Origin of the sequence: Psychrobacter sp. ASPA161_6, assembly GCF_051970285.1 — a bacterium.
Lineage (GTDB): Bacteria > Pseudomonadota > Gammaproteobacteria > Pseudomonadales > Moraxellaceae > Psychrobacter > Psychrobacter glaciei.
The window spans coordinates 366,810-384,796 of sequence record NZ_JBEFNJ010000003.1 but is presented as its reverse complement, the minus strand read 5'-3'; the positions used below and the strand labels follow the sequence as shown (position 1 = coordinate 384,796).

General features: G+C 44.6%; 16 protein-coding genes. 13 read left to right on the top strand and 3 right to left on the bottom strand.

The window, feature by feature from the left end; translation table 11 throughout:
* Nucleotides 1-5: 5 nt before the first annotated feature.
* The 8 genes from nuoH (at nucleotide 6) to ACTQ9T_RS10835 (ending at nucleotide 8,727) form a co-directional block, all read left to right on the top strand.
* Nucleotides 6-998, top strand: a complete 993-nt coding sequence (gene nuoH, locus ACTQ9T_RS10870; protein WP_189586605.1) for an NADH-quinone oxidoreductase subunit NuoH — start codon at nucleotides 6-8, stop codon at nucleotides 996-998.
* Between the two features lie 55 nt (nucleotides 999-1,053).
* Nucleotides 1,054-1,602 carry an NADH-quinone oxidoreductase subunit NuoI gene (gene nuoI / locus ACTQ9T_RS10865; protein ID WP_189586455.1) on the top strand — a complete coding sequence of 183 codons (549 nt, stop codon included), beginning with the start codon at nucleotides 1,054-1,056 and terminating at the stop codon, nucleotides 1,600-1,602.
* On the top strand, nucleotides 1,599-2,330 hold the full coding sequence (gene nuoJ / locus ACTQ9T_RS10860; protein WP_194620353.1) for an NADH-quinone oxidoreductase subunit J: 732 nt from the start codon (nucleotides 1,599-1,601) through the stop codon (nucleotides 2,328-2,330). The genes nuoI and nuoJ overlap by 4 nt, the downstream gene beginning before the upstream one ends.
* 98 nt (nucleotides 2,331-2,428) lie before the next feature.
* Complete coding sequence (gene nuoK / locus ACTQ9T_RS10855) at nucleotides 2,429-2,737, top strand: NADH-quinone oxidoreductase subunit NuoK (RefSeq protein WP_025653102.1); 309 nt, start codon at nucleotides 2,429-2,431, stop codon at nucleotides 2,735-2,737.
* 4 nt (nucleotides 2,738-2,741) lie between these two features.
* Nucleotides 2,742-4,616, top strand: coding sequence for an NADH-quinone oxidoreductase subunit L (gene nuoL / locus ACTQ9T_RS10850; protein WP_210541344.1), 1,875 nt, complete (start codon nucleotides 2,742-2,744; stop codon nucleotides 4,614-4,616).
* 1 nt (nucleotide 4,617) lies between these two features.
* Nucleotides 4,618-6,246, top strand: a complete 1,629-nt coding sequence (gene nuoM, locus ACTQ9T_RS10845) for an NADH-quinone oxidoreductase subunit M (RefSeq protein WP_010198913.1) — start codon at nucleotides 4,618-4,620, stop codon at nucleotides 6,244-6,246.
* 3 nt (nucleotides 6,247-6,249) lie between these two features.
* Nucleotides 6,250-7,728, top strand: coding sequence for an NADH-quinone oxidoreductase subunit N (locus ACTQ9T_RS10840; RefSeq protein WP_010198916.1), 1,479 nt, complete (start codon nucleotides 6,250-6,252; stop codon nucleotides 7,726-7,728).
* A gap of 165 nt (nucleotides 7,729-7,893) precedes the next feature.
* Nucleotides 7,894-8,727 carry a ferredoxin--NADP reductase gene (locus ACTQ9T_RS10835; protein WP_440465076.1) on the top strand — a complete coding sequence of 278 codons (834 nt, stop codon included), beginning with the start codon at nucleotides 7,894-7,896 and terminating at the stop codon, nucleotides 8,725-8,727.
* 180 nt (nucleotides 8,728-8,907) lie between these two features.
* Here the strand turns inward: ACTQ9T_RS10835 and ACTQ9T_RS10830 are convergent, their stop codons facing one another.
* On the bottom strand, nucleotides 8,908-9,687 hold the full coding sequence (locus ACTQ9T_RS10830) for a hypothetical protein (RefSeq protein ID WP_440465051.1): 780 nt from the start codon (nucleotides 9,685-9,687) through the stop codon (nucleotides 8,908-8,910).
* A 586-nt stretch (nucleotides 9,688-10,273) separates the two neighbouring features.
* Here ACTQ9T_RS10830 and ACTQ9T_RS10825 point away from each other — a divergent pair.
* Both ACTQ9T_RS10825 and ACTQ9T_RS10820 read left to right on the top strand, forming a co-directional pair.
* Complete coding sequence (locus ACTQ9T_RS10825) at nucleotides 10,274-11,161, top strand: energy transducer TonB (protein WP_010198926.1); 888 nt, start codon at nucleotides 10,274-10,276, stop codon at nucleotides 11,159-11,161.
* 90 nt (nucleotides 11,162-11,251) lie between these two features.
* Entirely contained in the window at nucleotides 11,252-12,127 is an 876-nt protein-coding gene (locus tag ACTQ9T_RS10820) for a mechanosensitive ion channel family protein (RefSeq protein ID WP_010198929.1), read from the top strand.
* Between the two features lie 35 nt (nucleotides 12,128-12,162).
* Here the strand turns inward: ACTQ9T_RS10820 and ybeY are convergent, their stop codons facing one another.
* Together ybeY and ACTQ9T_RS10810 are read right to left on the bottom strand one after the other, a co-directional pair.
* A complete protein-coding gene (gene ybeY, locus ACTQ9T_RS10815; RefSeq protein WP_440465050.1) occupies nucleotides 12,163-12,759 on the bottom strand; it encodes an rRNA maturation RNase YbeY in 597 nt (198 codons plus the stop codon).
* 143 nt (nucleotides 12,760-12,902) lie between these two features.
* Nucleotides 12,903-13,991, bottom strand: coding sequence for a PhoH family protein (locus ACTQ9T_RS10810; RefSeq protein WP_440465075.1), 1,089 nt, complete (start codon nucleotides 13,989-13,991; stop codon nucleotides 12,903-12,905).
* A gap of 591 nt (nucleotides 13,992-14,582) precedes the next feature.
* Between ACTQ9T_RS10810 and ACTQ9T_RS10805 the strand changes: the two genes are divergently transcribed.
* The 3 genes from ACTQ9T_RS10805 to ACTQ9T_RS10795 all read left to right on the top strand — a co-directional run bounded on the left by ACTQ9T_RS10805 (nucleotide 14,583) and on the right by ACTQ9T_RS10795 (nucleotide 17,987).
* Entirely contained in the window at nucleotides 14,583-15,881 is a 1,299-nt protein-coding gene (locus ACTQ9T_RS10805; RefSeq protein ID WP_440465074.1) for a UbiH/UbiF/VisC/COQ6 family ubiquinone biosynthesis hydroxylase, read from the top strand.
* A 79-nt stretch (nucleotides 15,882-15,960) separates the two neighbouring features.
* Nucleotides 15,961-17,229: an FAD-dependent monooxygenase gene (locus ACTQ9T_RS10800; RefSeq protein WP_440465049.1), complete on the top strand. Its 1,269-nt coding sequence runs from the start codon at nucleotides 15,961-15,963 to the stop codon at nucleotides 17,227-17,229.
* A gap of 23 nt (nucleotides 17,230-17,252) precedes the next feature.
* Nucleotides 17,253-17,987, top strand: coding sequence for an OmpA family protein (locus ACTQ9T_RS10795; RefSeq protein ID WP_440465048.1), 735 nt, complete (start codon nucleotides 17,253-17,255; stop codon nucleotides 17,985-17,987).

Below are 17,987 nucleotides of genomic sequence, written 5' to 3'. Positions count from 1 at the left end.
GTAGCATGAGCTTTGATGCTTGGTCTATTCTTTTTTTGGTCAGCCAATCGCTGGTCATCTTTTTGGTAGTGGTCATCGTTGCCGCTATGATGATTGTCTATGAGCGCCGCATGTTAGCTTTGTGGCAAGACCGTTACGGTCCAAACCGAGTTGGGCCTTTTGGCTCATTGCAGCTGGTCGCAGATATGCTCAAAATCTTCTTTAAAGAAGATTGGACGCCAAATTTTACCGATAAGTTTATGTTTACCTTGGCACCTGCGGTCGCAATGTTTACCGCATTGGCCTCATTTGCCATTATTCCTATCTCACCAACACTTGGTGTGGCTGATTGGGATATCGGTATCCTGTTCTTCTTTGCTATGGCAGGTATTGCTGTCTATGCAGTGATGTTCGGTGGTTGGGCTTCTGCCAACAAGTTCTCGTTATTGGGTGGCTTACGTTCAGCGGCGCAAACCATCAGCTATGAAGTCTTCTTGGGTTTGTCATTGATGGGCGTCGTCGCCTTGACCGGTTCTTTTAATTTACGTGAGATTGTCGAGTCACAAATTGACGGCTGGTATATCATTCCGCAGTTTTTTGGATTTTTAACCTTTGTGGTCGCTGGTGTGGCTGTGACGCATAGACATCCATTTGATCAACCAGAAGCAGAGCAAGAGCTTGCCGAAGGTTATCATGTCGAATATTCTGGCATGAAGTTCGGGATGTTCTTTATTGGGGAATATGTCAACGTCGTATTGATTTCGGCATTGATGACTTGTCTGTTCTTTGGTGGTTGGCTTGCCCCTTTTAATTTAGATATTCCATTTATTCCACCAGCTTTTTGGTTCATGATTAAGACGCTGTTCTTTATGACCATGTTTATTTTGGCTCGAGGCTCACTCATGCGTCCGCGCTATGATCAGGTGATGAACTTTGGCTGGAAAGTCTGCCTGCCAGTAACGTTGATTAATTTATTGGTTACTGCCGCAGTCATTTTGATCTTTTCGCCAACGTTGTAATCATTACTAGCCATCATTGATGAACTAGGGTAAAGCTGATAAGGATAATAATCCCATGTTTACTAGCATAAAAAAGATCGTCATTGGCCTATTTACCATTGTCCGCAGCATGTGGATGGTCAATAGTCATGCGATTAGACCGCGTGACACCATTCTTTATCCTGAAGAGCCGGTACCTGTACCACCGCGCTTTCGTGGACGTATCATATTGTCTCGCGACCCTGATGGTGATGAGCGCTGCGTTGCTTGTAACTTATGCGCCGTGGCATGTCCGGTCGGCTGTATCTCATTACAGAAAGCGGAACGTGAAGACGGTCGTTGGTATCCGGAGTTTTTCCGAATTAACTTCTCGCGCTGTATCTTTTGCGGCCTATGTGAAGAAGCCTGTCCGACAACAGCGATTCAAATGACGCCCGACTTTGAGCTGGGTGAATATAAGCGCCAAGATTTGGTCTATGAAAAAGAGCATTTGCTGATTTCAGGACCAGGTAAGTATCCCGATTATAACTATTATCGTGTGACGGGTATGGCAGTCGCGGACAAACCAAAAGGCGCGGCACAAAACGAAGCTGCACCGATTGATCTAAGGAGCTTGCTGCCATGATGAATATTTTGAATAGTCCTGAATTGGCAGGATTTTATGCACTTGCTGCCGTGGCTATCTTTGCCAGTCTACGAGTAGTCACCCATGCCAATCCGGTACATGCAATTTTGTCGATGATTGTGTCTTTACTAGCAGTCGCTGGCATATTTTTCGTGCTTGGTGCGCCATTTGCTGGTGCGCTAGAGATTGTCGTATACGCTGGGGCAATTCTGGTGCTTTTCGTTTTTGTCATCATGATGCTCAATTTGGGCATGCGTAATGACGAGCGTGAAGAGCGCTGGCTCGATGCGGGCACTTGGGCCGTACCGACAGGATTGACCATTATTATCGCGGTTGTGCTTTATGCGATGATTGGTCTCAATCACGACGAAGCTGCTGTTATTGGCGGGGTCAGTGTTTCCTCTAAAGCGGTAGGTACTGCATTATTTAGCAAATATATTATGTTGGTAGAAATCGCTGCTTTACTATTACTAGCGGCGCTAGTGGCTGCTTATCATGTGGGTAAAGAGTCATCTGATGATGAAATTGTCGGTAATGACAGTCAAGACTTTAAGCCCAGTGTGGGCAGTATCAAGCAATACGATAACGAAAGCACTCATACAGAATATGATGCGGTAAAAATGGCTAAACCCTACGAATATAAAGATGTCGATCCGCATGACTACGTTGGTAAGAAGGTAAGTATGCAAGTGGGTATGAAGAAAGTCACGCGCAAGGAGTCAGACTGATGGTACTAGCAGCAAGCGTGGCACAAGATGTGTCGAACGTGCCGTTTGCCCACGAGGTGGCAGGCTTAGTACAGCCGGTTGCTGAGGCGCAGAATGTACTGGGTATGATACCCATGAGCCATGGACTGATTTTGGCGGGTATTTTATTCGCCATTGGTCTGTGCGGTGTCATGGTACGGCGTAACTTTTTATTTATGCTAATGAGCCTTGAGATCATGATGAATGCAGCAGCATTAGCATTTGTGGTTGCAGGCAGTCGCTGGGTCGATCCAGATGGACAAATTATGTTTATCTTTATTTTGACGTTGGCTGCCGCTGAAGCCTCTATTGGTCTGGCAATATTATTGCGTTTTTATCATCAGCGTGGGCATCTCGATGTCGATAGCGCCAATGAGATGAAAGGATGATGTCATGAGTTTATTACCATTAACCTTTATATTCCCGCTCGTTGGCTTTTTAATTTTAGCCTTTATGCGTGACAAATTATCAGAGCAAGTGGCCGCGATGGTCGGTGTTGGCAGTATGCTGCTATCAGCACTATGCACATTGGTGGTCAGCTATACCTTTTTAACCAGCAATCCAGCAGGTACGGTCATTGAGATTCCGCTATGGACATGGTTCCAAGTGGGAGACTTTGCACCAAACTTTGGCTTGAGCTTTGACGGTTTGGCATTGACGATGACGGGTGTTATTACCGGCATTGGTTTTTTAATCCATCTGTTTGCCGCTTGGTATATGAAAGGCGACACTGGTTTTGCCCGTTTCTTTAGCTATATGAACTTGTTCGTCGCCAGCATGCTATTGCTGGTATTGGCGGACAATTTATTTTTGCTTTATCTCGGTTGGGAAGGCGTCGGTATCTGTTCTTACCTTTTGATTGGTTTTTATTATCATGATAGAGCCAATGGTCGCGCAGCGATGAAAGCCTTTACCGTCACGCGTGTTGGCGATGTGTTTTTAGCGTTTGGTTTGTTTTTATTGTTCCGTGAATTTGGCACGCTTAATATTCAAGACATTATTACGCGCGCGCCAGAAGTCTTTGACATCAATAATCCAACGATGATGCTAACCACCATGATGTTGGTCGGCGGCGCGATGGGTAAATCAGCCCAGTTGCCATTACATACTTGGCTTGCTGATGCGATGGCAGGTCCGACACCGGTATCAGCGCTGATTCATGCGGCAACGATGGTAACAGCAGGCGTTTATTTAATCGCCCGTTTGCACCCTCTGTTTGAGCTGACACCAGGTATTTTATTGTACTGGGTTGGCGGTGTAGGAGCATTGACGTTAGTCGTTGCTGGATTCTGTGCGCTGGCGCAAACTGATATTAAACGTATCCTTGCCTATTCAACCATGAGCCAAATTGGCTATATGTTCCTAGCGCTCGGTGTGGGCGCATGGCAAGGTGCTATCTTCCATCTGATGACGCATGCTTTCTTTAAAGCCTTATTATTCTTGTCATCAGGTGCGGTCATTCTTGCAGTACACCATGAGCAAAACATCTTTAAGATGGGCGGCTTACGTAAAAAGATACCGTTGGTATTTTGGTGTTATATCGTTGGTGGCGGTGCACTTGCAGCGATACCTTGGGTCACCGTTGGTTTTTATTCTAAAGAAGCGATTCTTTGGGAGACCTATGCAACCGGTCACATGGTCTTATTTTATATGGGTGTGTTCGGTGCTTTCTTAACGGCACTTTATACGTTCCGTATGATTTGGATCATATTCTTTGGCGAAGAAAAAACGCCTGCGCACAAGTTGTCAGGGATATCTTATTGGTTGCCGCTGACTGTATTGCTGGTGTTATCAACTGCGGTTGGCGCATTGATTACGCCACCATTGCAAGGGGTGCTGCCAGAGAGCGTTGGTCATTTATTAGAAGTTGCTGGTCAAGCGCATGCCAAGCACACCGCAGAGTATATCGCGATGGGTGCAATGGCGGCAGGTTTGATATTGGCGGCACTATTATATGTCGTGGATAAAGGTCGTCTGCTTACCAGCTTTAAGCGCTCACGTATTGGTGGGGCGCTATATCACTGGTGCTATCACGGTCTAGGCTTTGACGCGCTATACGATATAATTTTTGTAAAACCCTTTTTGTTCATCGGCCGCTTATTTAAAGCCGATCCTGTTGATAAAACGTGGCTTTTATTACCTAAGCTGGCTTCAGCAGGTAATAAGATATTGTCTGCGACGCAAACAGGGTCACTTCGAGGCTACGCTACAAGCTTTGGCTTGGGTATTGCTGTATTGCTGGTGCTGGTAATGATGACGGTGGTATAAGATGATAGAGTTACAACAAACGTGGATGCTACCAGCATTGATTGCGATTCCGTTTATTGCAGGATTGCTATGTTGGTTGGTAGAGCGAGTTAATAAACGTCTGCCGCGCTGGATTGCTTTAATCGGTATGACGTTGACCTTTGTATTGTCACTGGTACTGTGGCAATACGGTGATTTTGGCGGTATGAGCAAACAGGTGATTGCACCAGATTCGGCTGTGCCTTGGGTCGCTGAATTTAGTGTGCCGTGGATACCGACTTTTGGTATTAGCTTTCATTTAGCCTTAGATGGCTTGTCGCTCATGATGGTGGCCTTAACCGGTCTACTGGGTATTGCAGCGGTTGCCTGTTCGTGGAATGAGATCCAACGTCGTGTTGGTTTCTTCCATCTGAACTTGCTATGGAGCTTGGGCGGTGTCATCGGTGTTTTCTTAGCCATTGATCTGTTTTTGTTCTTCTTCTTTTGGGAGATGATGCTGGTTCCTATCTATTTCTTGATCGCCATTTGGGGTCATGATGTGGTTGGTGGCAAGACCAAAGAATACGCGGCAACCAAGTTCTTTATCTATACTCAAGCGTCTGGGCTTATCATGCTCATTGGCATATTGGTATTGGTCATTATCAGCTACGCGCAAAAAGGCGTGGTCAGCTTTAATTACAATGATTTGCTCGGTACGTCGCTCGGCGGTTGGGAATACCCCATCATGCTATGCTTCTTTATTGGCTTTGCGGTCAAGCTGCCGATTGTTCCTTTTCACGGCTGGCTACCTGACGCGCATGCGCAGGCACCAACGGCCGGTTCGGTTGATTTGGCAGGGGTACTGATTAAGACGGCTGCTTATGGTTTGATTCGTTTTGTCTTACCGTTATTCCCAGCAGCATCACAAGATTTTGCGCCGATTGCGATGACTTTAGGTACGATTGGCATCTTCTATGGTGCTTGGTTGGCCTTTATGCAAACCGATATGAAGCGTTTGCTGGCTTATACCAGTATCTCGCACATGGGTTTTGTGGTCTTGGCAATCTATGCTGGCAGCTTACTCAGCTTGCAAGGTTTGATGATTCAGATGTTAGCGCACGGCTTAAGTTCGGCAGCATTGTTCATCATGGCAGGGCAGTTATACGAGCGTCTACATACTCGTGATTTAACCTTGATGGGCGGCATGTGGGGACAATTCCGCTACTATGCACCCATATTGATGTTCTTCTGTGCCGCCTTATTGGGTATCCCAGGTACAGGGAACTTCATCGGTGAGTTCATGATTTTACTAGGCGCATTTGCCCAGTATCCTGTGTTTGTGGTATTAGCCACTTTTAGCTTGGTATTGGCAGGATTGTACTCGCTGATCTTGATCCATCGTGCATTATTTGGTACCAATAATATTGAAGCATTGGCCATGCGCGAGACCAAGTCACACGGTTTGCCGAACCGCAAATTAAAAGATTTAGGCAAACGTGAGCTGTCGTTATTACTGATGTTGGCCGCTGGTTTGGTCTGGCTCGGACTGTATCCACAGCCGTTCCTTGATACCTCAAGCCACGCTATGCAGTGGATCAATAATGCCTATATATATAGTCAAGTGACACAAGTAGATGCATCACAGCTGCTTGATGCAATGGAGGCACGTTAAGTCATGAATGAATTTACGATGAATGATTTGATGGGACTGATGCCTTATGCACCGATCATTGCCGTCGTCATTACGGTATTGCTGGTAATGATCGCTATCACCATTAAACGCTCACATATTGTGACGGGTACTATTACGGTCGTCGGCCTAAATATTGCTCTGTTTACCTTAATTGGGCAAATGGCAGGCATAATCACCAGTGGCTCGGAGTTGCCAATCGCTGAACAGCTTTTTGTGATTGATAACTTCGCGCAGTTCAATATGGTGGTAATACTGATCTGTGCGCTGGCTTGTTGTACTTTATCTTACGCCTATTTGGCCGATTTTAAAGACAATAAAGATGAGTTGTACTTGCTGATGCTGCTATCGACCACGGGCGCGCTGCTCATGGTGTGTGCTCAGCATATGGCATCGTTCTTTATGAGCTTAGAGCTGCTCTCAGTACCATTGTACGGTCTGCTGTCTTATACTTACATGCGCAACCGCTCGCTGGAGTCAGGGCTTAAATATCTGGTACTGTCAGCGACGGCATCGGCCACCTTGCTGATGGGCATGGCCTTTATCTATGCACAAGTTGGCTCATTGGCTTTCAAGCCGATTAGCATCATGCTGGTCGATGTATTTGAATCGCCACTATTAATACTTGGCGCGGCAATGATGATGTTCGGTATTGCCTTTAAACTGTCAGCAGCACCGTTTCATATGTGGACGCCTGATGTTTACGAAGGCGCACCTGCACCTATCGCGACTTTCTTAGCATCGGTATCCAAAGTTGCTATGATGGCACTGGCAGTACGATTCTTAATCGATACCTCTTTATTGGCGTTACCGTCGGTACAAATGCTATTGATGGTTATGGCGACCTTATCGATTTTGGCAGGTAACTTGTTGGCGGTTCGTCAAACCAGCCTCAAACGTCTATTGGGTTATTCTTCAATTGCGCATATGGGTTATGTGCTGATCGTGATCGTCAGTATTGGTTCAGCCGCAGATAGTATCTCTAGCATGTATATGGCGGTTTATGCCTTTACCTCTATCGGTGCCTTTGGTGTCGTGACCTTGATGTCAAGCCCGTATCGCTTGGCTGGTGAAGCGGATGAGCTGACCCACTATCAAGGACTGTTTTGGCGTCGTCCAGTGTTGACTGCTGTCATGACGATTATGATGTTGTCATTGGCTGGCATTCCACTAACAGCAGGCTTTATCACGAAGTTATTTGCTATATTAGCTGCTGTACAAGGAGCCAATTGGTTCTTAGCAGCGATGATTATTTTAGGTAGTGCGATTGGCTTATTCTATTACTTACGTGTCTTACTTACGCTGTTCAAACGTCCTAAGCAATTCATTGAGTTTGATGTTTCTGGGCAATGGGGTATTCGCACCGGTGGTATTATGGTGATAGCGGTGACTGCGATGATAGTCTTCTTTGGTATCTTGCCGAACACGCTGATTGAATGGGCAAGTCTGGCACGTATTTGGTAATACCATTATAGATGTAAGATAAGTCGCCGCATTTGTATGGTGCTGCTTATCTGCTGTTACGCTTAGAAAACCCAGGTGCGCCAGCTTTATGATAAGCTTGGCGCATCTTTTTTTATTGTTTAAATTCTTATAAAAATAAATTTAATAAAGTATAAGTGACGAATGATTATGAGTGACAATATCCAAACCGTAACTGTTCTGAGTAAGACTACTTGGACACCGAACCTGTTTAGCTTTACCGTTAGCCGTCCTGATAGCTTTAAATTTACGGCGGGGCAATTTGTACGTTTGGGTGTCAACCCGAGTCAATTACAGTATTATCAGCAGCAAGATGAGGCCTCTAGCGATGTATCTGATGCTGCATTAAATGAAGATATTTTTCGTGCTTATTCGATTATTTCCTCTCCCTTTGACGAGATATTAGAGTTTTTCTCTATCGTCATTCCCGACGGTGCGTTTACTTCGCAGCTGCAACATTTACAAGTGGGCGATGAGCTATTGCTCAATACGATGCCGTTTGGTTTTTTAACCTTAGCGCGCTATCAAAAACCATTGCCCAAGAATTTATGGCTGCTCGCAACAGGTACTGGCCTCGCACCGTTTTTATCCATGCTACAAGACTTGCAAACATGGCAGGACTACGAGCACATTGTATTAGCCTATAGTGCGCGGTCGATAGAAGAGCTGGCTTATGTGGACAAAATAGAAAGTCTACAAGAAGACTTTGGCACGTTAGTAGATAATCCAGCCAAATTAATCTTTATCCCCATCGTTACCCGTGAGCCAGTTGAGGGCGCACTGGCAGAGCGTCTACCAAAACTGTTATTAGACGGCACGCTACAAGAACGAGCAGGCATAGCGTTAGACACTGATAGCACGCATGTCATGCTGTGCGGCAATCCAGACATGGTAGAGGATACCAAAGAGACGCTAAAGTCATTAGGGTTGGTGATGAATCGTCGCGGTGAGGGTAATATTGCGGTCGAAAACTACTGGTAGTCGTCTTATTTTTTTACGCTAATGAAAATTGGCTCAATAAAAACAAAAACGCTGACTCTTAAAAGACCATAGTCTCCAAGAGTCAGCGTTTTTTTGTGAGCTAGAAGTATAGTCAGTGAAAAGTAATATTGATATCAGCAATACCGTAACGTTTTTAGGATATTTTGACCATAGTGGGTTCTAAACTTGACTCGGTTCGGTGGCATCATCAATCGGGTTGATTGGACCTTGCATGAGTTCAGGCTCATCATCGTCGCCAATGATGTCCTCGTTGCTGCTCGCTGCCAATAGATCGCGATAATTGATTTGCGTTTTCAAAATCATTTGCTCTTCTTCAATTTCGCCATAATTCACTTGTACCTTATGCAAAGCACTCATGATTTTTTTGTTCTTTTTTAGCCAGCGATTGATATCGAGATAAATAACTTCATCTTTTGCGCGCGCGATATTGATATAAGACAAAATAAAACCTAAAGGATCTTTTTTTAGGATGCGATGGTAGAACCAAATGAACAGCTTGACGCCTTGACGTTTGATAAATGACTCACAGCGTAAGTTGAGCACATCGGTATAAGTTTGTTGCCCAAACACAAAGCGCTGTACATTACGATCAAGTTGCACATGAACCAAACTGAAATTACTGGCGATTTCTACATAAATACCGGCTACGTTGATGGTGCAGTACAAGCGAAACCAATCATCATACATCTCAACACGCAGCTCTAAGATGGCTTTGACATTGTCGGTCACGAACTTTTGCAGAGCATCATTGACATAGCTCTGAGCGACTGGCAGAGACAGCTCATCTTCAAGTTTATCAGTCGTTCTATCGTATAGGTTCTTGATGGTTTGGGTTATGCGATCCCAACCATCGCTGAATGACTCGTCAAAACGATAGCCGATACTATCGAAAAAGTCATCAAAACTGTCTGAATTATTCACGTTATCAAAATCACTCAAACTTATTATCCTTATAAATATAGGGCAGCAACATCAAAGGCGACGCAAAGAATCGTTTATGAAGTATGGATGGTCAATGATGGTTTTTTAGTTGTTAGGCATACTAATAGTAGTCAAAAACACGACGCCATGGAACTTGCTTGGTTACAGCATTTTTTACTAAGCTCGCCGAGTGCTAGGTACTGCCTTAGCAAACACAAATGAAAAAGTCATGCTTAATAGGGTAATACCTAATAGTTGATAATGTTGTCATTAGAAACAGTATATAACAAAACAGAAGCATGCAAAATGAACACATGCGTTTTGTCGGTATTCATTTGATAAGCATACTTAATATCAATGAACCAATCACATAATCTTGTGGGGTTATTTTTTCTATACGACTAGGGTGTGTGATGACCCTAGTACCGCAAAATGATGCATAGGTGGCATAAGGTTGGTCAGCCACGGTTATGCTAGCGACATAATTATATGTCATGTTATGATAGCGCCAACATGTGCCACAGATAACGCGCCTTACTTTTATTCAGCATATTGTCTGCTGCCTTTATACTTATAAGCTTATATTCAGAAGCTGAGACCAATTGTGGCCTATATCAAAGACTCACAAAGCTACCACTTTTCAGCGCAAGCACCCAAGCGTGATATTAGTTTGCCTGTTGCTATTGCCATCGCGGTAGCCGTCCATGCGTTGATTATTTTTGGTATCAGCTTTTCTATGGGTAAAGATCCTGCAGCGATGATGCAAGACGTGGCTAAGGCGCTAGCCGATAATATGCAGCCAAATGAAGATGCCCATTTTATTGCCAATGCCTCTCAAGAGGGCGGTGGTACGGTACGTGAGCTTTTGAGGCAAGAGACCGATCAGAGCAGTCCATTGTCTGCTGAGCAAATGAGCGAAACCCAAGATGTGATCAGTTTGCAGCGTCAAGTTCGTCAGCAACGCTATCAAGAAAGCTATCTGCGTACCACGCTAAGCTGGCGGCAGGCTACGGTAGAGTCTGATAATGACAGTAAGCAAGTAAAAGATGATCTCATGGCACAAGAAGAGCGACTCCGTAAGCAAATTGCCACCCTAGAGGCGCAACTGTCTCAGCGTCAGCAGCTCTATGCAACCAAGTCGAAAGTAGTGACGGTCGATAGTAATTCAACGACGCGTGGTGCAGCCGCTGACTATATCAATACTTTTCGTGAACATGTCGAGCGCGTTGGTAATTTACAATATCCTGCTCAAGCACGTGCGCAAGGTATCACGGGTGAAGTTCGCCTCATGGTCATTATCAGTCATGATGGTAATATTAAAGCCATTCGCCTGCTTGAAAGCTCAGATTCTACGATATTGGACGAAGCTGCTAAGCAGTCAGTACGGCAAGCCGCGCCCTTTGGTAAGTTCACTAAAGACATGCATGATATAGTCGAGTTGCGTTTGATACGTACCTACCGTTATAGTGACAAAGTAGATGTGACTTATTAGGATAACAAGTTAAGATAACAAGAATCAGTTCGAATCCCTAATAGTACATACCCAAATTCATAAAATACAGCGATAGAATAAAGAGTCATTATGGAATTTTTAGGTTTTACAATAGATGTGGCCACGCTAACCAGCACTGCAATAGAGTTAGTCATCAAAGTGGCTTTGGCAATACTCATATTCATCATCGGACGCTGGCTGGCCAAAAAGGCAGTTGCTTTCTCTAATCGTCTTATGATGCGTAGCCATCTAGACGAGACAGTCGCTGGCTTTTTGAGCCGTCTGTTGTATGGCGTGTTACTGGTCGTGATTACCTTGGCTGCGCTAAGCAAAGTTGGTGTGCAAACCACATCAGTTGTCGCTATCTTGGGTGGTGCCGCCGTTGCCATTGGTCTGTCACTAAAGGATCAGCTATCGAACTTTGCCGCTGGTATTATGATTGTGACTTTTCGCCCGTTTGTACGCGGTGACTATGTCCAGATCAGCAGTTATACCGGCACGGTGACTGAGATTAGCTTGGTCAATACCCATTTAACGACCATTAACAATCACGATATCATCATTCCTAATAGCGATATCACCACGTCAGCCGTTGTCAACTATACCGCGCTACCCAATCGCCGCGTCGATATTACGGTTGGTATTGGCTACGATGCCGATATAAAAACGGCCAAAGAGGTGATGCTAAGTCTCGCAAGAAACAATGCATTGGCGTTTACTGATCCTGAGCCTATCGTGCGGGTGACCAATTTGGGTGATAATTCAGTGGATTTAACCCTAAACGTTTGGACGACCAATGCTGACTGGTGGTCGATGCAATGCGAGCTACTAGAGCAGTTCAAACATGCGCTTGATGATGAAAAAATTGAGATTCCATTCCCGCAGCGCAGTGTCCATGTTAAAGGCTTAGATCATATGATTAATCAGATGGGGCAAGCGCAGAAACTGCCATTGGCTAAAGACTAGTCCATAACGCCCTAGTGAGTAAAAGCGCCATATATTTAAATATAGGGATTTGGTAGGCTCAAGCCTGCCAAAATCTCAATCTCAAAGCTTTCCATCTCATCTTGCTCGGCTTGCCCAAGCTCATGATCAAACCCTAATAAGTGCAGTACACCATGTATCAATAGGTGACTAATATGCTGCGCGACGGTTTTGTCTTGCTCAGCGGCTTCACGTACCATGACTTCATGACAAATGATTAACTCACCCAGTGGCAGCGTTGGCATCAGCTCAATGATGGCAGCTGGCATATCGCTTGGGTAGGATAAAATATTAGTCGCATAATCTTTGCCACGCGCTTCCAGATTCAACTCGCGTCCTTCTATCTCATCCGTAATATATATATCGAGTGCTTTTGGCTTCTCTTGCCATTGCTCAGAGTCAATATCTGCAAAGTAGGGCAAAGTCATACCAGTGTTAATACGTTCATCGATATAATTCAGCGTTGCCATTATGACTGGTAACAGATTATCTGCACTATAAAAGCGATCAATCAAATTATCATCAATACTGTCAATCGCGCTGACATTGAGAGCTGCGCTGGTCAGATTATTTGCAGCTGTTTCAGTCATACTATTATCATTAGCTTGGTTCATTTTTCTATCCTTTAAAAAATAACACGCCCTAATAAAAAACCGAACGACTGTCTTTAGTAATCCGGTTTTCATTGTTTTGAAAGCTAATGTTTTAAAGCTTAACGTTTCATTACGGCTACAATTTATCAGCCATAGCTTCTCACTTATAACTTAGCAGTCGCGTTGCTGATCGCTTGTCTACGTTCTTGCTCAGCTAAGCGTTCTTGTTTGCGCTTTTCTTCTAGGATCAACTGCTCAGTGTCAAACACTTCATAAGCTTCAACGATTTGTTGTACCAATTGATGGCGTACCACATCTTTTGAATCGAATTTAGTGATATGAATCTCTTCGATACCGCTTAAAATTTCGAGCGCTTGCGTCAGTCCTGATTTGGTACCGCGTGGCAAATCGACCTGAGTAATGTCACCAGTGATGACCGCACGTGAGCCAAAACCTAAGCGTGTCAGAAACATCTTCATCTGCTCAGGTGTGGTGTTCTGCGCTTCATCCAAAATAACAAACGAATTGTTCAAGGTACGACCACGCATATAAGCAAGTGGCGCAACTTCAATGATTTGCTTTTCAATCATTTTGCCGACTTTTTCAAAGCCAAGCATCTCGTATAACGCATCGTATAACGGGCGTAAGTAGGGATCGATTTTTTGTGACAGGTCACCCGGTAAAAAGCCTAGCTTTTCGCCTGCTTCTACCGCAGGGCGCACCAATAAAATACGCTCAATCTCATTACGCTCTATCATATCGACCGCACAGGCAACAGCAAGATACGTCTTACCCGTACCCGCAGGCCCAATACCGAAGGAGACATCAGAGCTTAAAACGTTTTTCACATAACTTTGTTGATTGCCACCGCGCGGAATGATTTTACCTTTGCGCGTGCGCAAGCTGATCGGGGTAAACTCACTAGCGGTTTCTAAGTTGTTCTCATTTTCTTCAGCAGTAGCTTGCTCATCTTCCTCGTTATCTTGATCGCGCGCGATGCTTGACTGGATAATGAGGTGCAGCTCTTCTGCGCTAATATCTTTTGAGTTTTGAGCTTCATCGACCATTTTGTAAATGATGCGTTCGCCACGCTCAACGCCAGTGATATCACCACTCAGGCAAAAATCCCCTTGGCGTTGGCTGATTTTGATATCGAGGCGTTCTTGGATATATTTCATGTGGTTGTTATATTCACCAAGCACGGTTTTGAGCTGTGCTGGGGTCAATGATTCGAACTTTATACGGCGGCTCATGGAATCAGTCAATCGATTATCCTTATATTGGTAGCCCGATGCTATTCTTATTTATTGATAGAAGCATGGGTGTAATAGATAAAATAGTCAGTAATACTTTTAGAGAGTAGAGACAACAATGACGGTAAAATTATTATGTAATTTATCGATAGTAACAAGTGAATGGCCTTCCTTTATTATGGTAGATAGATTTTAAAATTCAAGCCATAGATGGCATGGACAGCCTTGTTTTTGTATGGCGATTGCAACCGCTGTGCCAATATTTTGCAAGCACTGCCGTTTAAGCTGATTAACTTTGTGCCTTAAGTAAGCTGGCGCTGTTATTTTAGATAGTCGATGCTTTTTGTACACGCTGTCTGTACCGTCAAGAGCACAGAATGACGGACAATTTGTGGTAATCTATCAGCCATATCATCACTATTTACATCGCTGTCTAAATAGCAAACTTAATACTGAGCTTCACCTCTTAATAGAACGATGGCGTTTTTATATAGAGTAATATAACTTCTATAATAATAAAGTTTTTGCTGATGACGGATAGCCAGCCAGCATACCAAACAGATCACAATAGGAATAATCATGATGCAAAATATGGATTCAAATTTATCGAATGCCAAAAACAAATTTGGCAATTCAAGGGCAGTCACTGATCAGAATGTTCTTATCGTTGGCGGTGGGCACGTGGGTTTGTCTTTTGCGTTGCTACTAGCGCATCATGGTATCGCCAGTACTTTGCTCGAAAAGATGGGCTATCCAACCATTAGCCCAAATGATGACAGTAATCGAAGCCATTATTTAGACAGCCGCAATACGGCACTATCACGGCGTACGGTACAGATTTACCAAGAGATTGGTCTATGGGATAAGCTACAAAGTCATGCTTGTCGCATTGATGCGGTGCAGATCAGTGAGCAAGGTAGTTTTGGACGCGCGCAGCTGAATAAAGACGAAGAAAAAGTAGAGTCATTTGGTCAAGTCATGGAAAATGCTTGGCTGGGACGTAAGCTATTGCTTGCCGCTCAGCAAGAGCCGCTCATTGCCTTGATTGATCATGCGAATGTCACGGCAGTTGCTCAGAAAAACGACATGGTGACGTTGAGCTTTAGCTACTATGGTAAAGAGGAACATGAGCAGCAGTTGCAAGCTAGCGTCTTGGTCGCTTGTGATGGTCGCGACTCTACGGTGCGTCAGCTATTAGGTATCGGCACGACGACTTATGATTATCAGCAAACCGCTATCGTCGGTGTGGTAGAGACTGATAAACCACACGGGCATGTCGCGATTGAGCGTTTTAGCCCAGCAGGGCCACTGGCGGTATTGCCATTGACAGATCCAGATGGCGATGGCAATGATGAGTATCAAACAGGTTATAGACGCTCGGTGGTTTGGGTCTGCCCAACAGGCGAAGAAAATAAATATTTAGAAGACGATGCGCATTTTTTAGCAACTTTGCAGAAAGCCTTTGGTGAGCGTGCTGGCACGTTTGTCACAGCTGGTCGTCGCGGTGCTTATCCACTAACACGAGTATTGGCAGACAAACAAGTCGATGGTCGCTGTGTGGTTATGGGCAATGCGGCGCATACCTTACATCCTGTCGCCGGTCAGGGCTTTAACCTCTGTATGCGTGATGCTCATGTGCTGGCGCAGATGATGAGTACGCAAGTGCTAAAAGGCGCAGACATTGGCGATACGCAATTATTAAAACGCTATGAAAAGGCACGTCAAACCGATCAAAAACGCGTCATTCGCTTCTGTGATGCCGTGGTACATGGCTTTACGCATCCTAACCCCGCCATTAAGCTGGCACGGAATGTGGCCTTGGTTGCCTTTGATAAACTGCCCAATATTAAGCCGCTAATCGCCAATTACGCGATGGGCTTGAAGTCGTAGTTTGTCATAGCACGAGCACGTTATATAAATTGTCTATACAAATGTTCTATACGATAGCACTTAAATGTAGGAATAACTTATGAAAAATAATCATACGCTGATTATCGGTAGCGGTATTGTTGGGGCGACATTGGCGTTAAAACTGGCACAAGCAAAAATGCCCGTGACGTTGATTGATGCACGCCCTGAACGTGATGAGTCAGAGTGGCAAGACATATTGAAGCAACGCGACGCTCGCGTTTATGCACTAAGCGTGGCCAGTATTAACTTGCTCAACGATGTCGGCGCGTGGCAAAAAATTGCTGCCTCTGAGCGTAAAGCGGACTACTCACAAATGCAGGTGTGGCAACTGAACGGCATGGGCGAGCTATTATTTGGCGACAGTGGTGATAATCATTCTAATACTACGCTACCGCAAATGCTCGGCAGCATGGTTGAGCCTGCCGTCATTGAACATGCGTTATGGCAGCGTTTATCTGAGGATGATGTCAGTGACTATCTAACCGTTATCGCTGGACATAAAGTTATCAATATGGATTGGCTGGGTACGCAGCAAGGCTACCGTGTGACTTTAGACGATCATACTAATATCGATGCAATGCTGCTGGTCGGTGCTGATGGTCGCGGCTCATTTGTGCGCCAGCAAGCAGCCATTGGGCTAGATACACTCGATTATAATCAAACTGCTGTTTGCTGTGCCATTCACACTGAAAAGCCGCATCAAGCAACCGCCCGCCAAGCGATGTTGCCTACAGGTACGCTGGCACTATTACCATTAGCGGATATCACTGATGAAGACAAAGCCAAGCCGCAACACTGGCAGTCGATCGTGTGGACACTACCACGCAATCAAGCATTGGCATTGATAGAGGAAGATGCGCGCTTTGTCGCTGATAAATTGGCTGCTGCCAGTAACTATGAGCTAGGTGCTATCACTCAGATTGAGTCCATCGCCAGTTTTCCATTGACTGCGCAACAAGCGAAAAGTTATGTCGCAGATAATTTGGTCTTAATCGGTGATGCGGCGCATGGTGTCCATCCGCTAGCAGGTCAAGGGTTGAATTTAGGCATGCTCGATGTGCAGACTTTAAGTGAGCAATTGGCACACGACTTTGAACGTAGTGGTGGAACCAGTTGGGGTAGCAATCAAACGTTGCGTAGCTACGAGCGTTTGCGCCGTCCGCATAACAGTCTAATGATGCATAGCTTTTCCGCGCTTAACTGGCTATTTGCAGGGTCGCTTGCACAGATGCGTCCTATTCAACAAATCCGCAGCGAAGGTATGTATCGAGTTGGCAAAATTAAGCCATTGATGAGACTGTTTGCTAAGCAGGCGAGTGGGGTTTAGGGTTTTGACTTAAAGAGTGAGTGATGCAAACTAAGTTATGGACAACTATTGTAGTTATGGTAAGCGCTTTGACATTGTCAGGGTGTCAAGCTCTCTCAATGCCTTCTTCTGAGCCAAATCCCGTACCTAAAAGTGCTAATAATTATGGTAATGAAATTTATGAAACTCTTACAACCTTAATTCCGCCTATACCAGATTCAGATGGTGATGGCGTTTTAGATGATATTGACAACTGTCCAAAAACACCAGTTAATACTGTAGTAGATAATGATGGTTGTCCTGTAACAAAGAATTTAATGGGACCTTTTGCATTAGAAATTAAAACTTACTTTGAACAGGGTAGTGCAGAGTTTTTGCGTGAAGGTTATGCTACAGATATAGACAAGCTTGCTGATAAATTTGCAGCTTATTCCTATTTACCAATTATTATCTTAGGGCATATCTCCAAGCCTGAAGCGCTGCTTATCCAAACTGCTAATAGTAAGCAAGCCACCAATAAGACTCCTATAAATAAGCAATTAGCACAGGATCGCGCGCAGCTTGTCAAAGATCGTTTAGTGAGCCAAGGTATCTCTGCAAGCAAAATATTTACTTATGATTGTGGAACGAGTTATCAGGTTATTTCAGATGATGCTGAGGCAAACATATTCATGAATCAGCGAGTATTCGGTTGGTCCGCTGTTGAGGATGAGAAGTACATTGTTCGATCCTATGGTTTGGAAGGCTATAAAGAGAAGTGTAAAGCTTTTCAAAGGTGA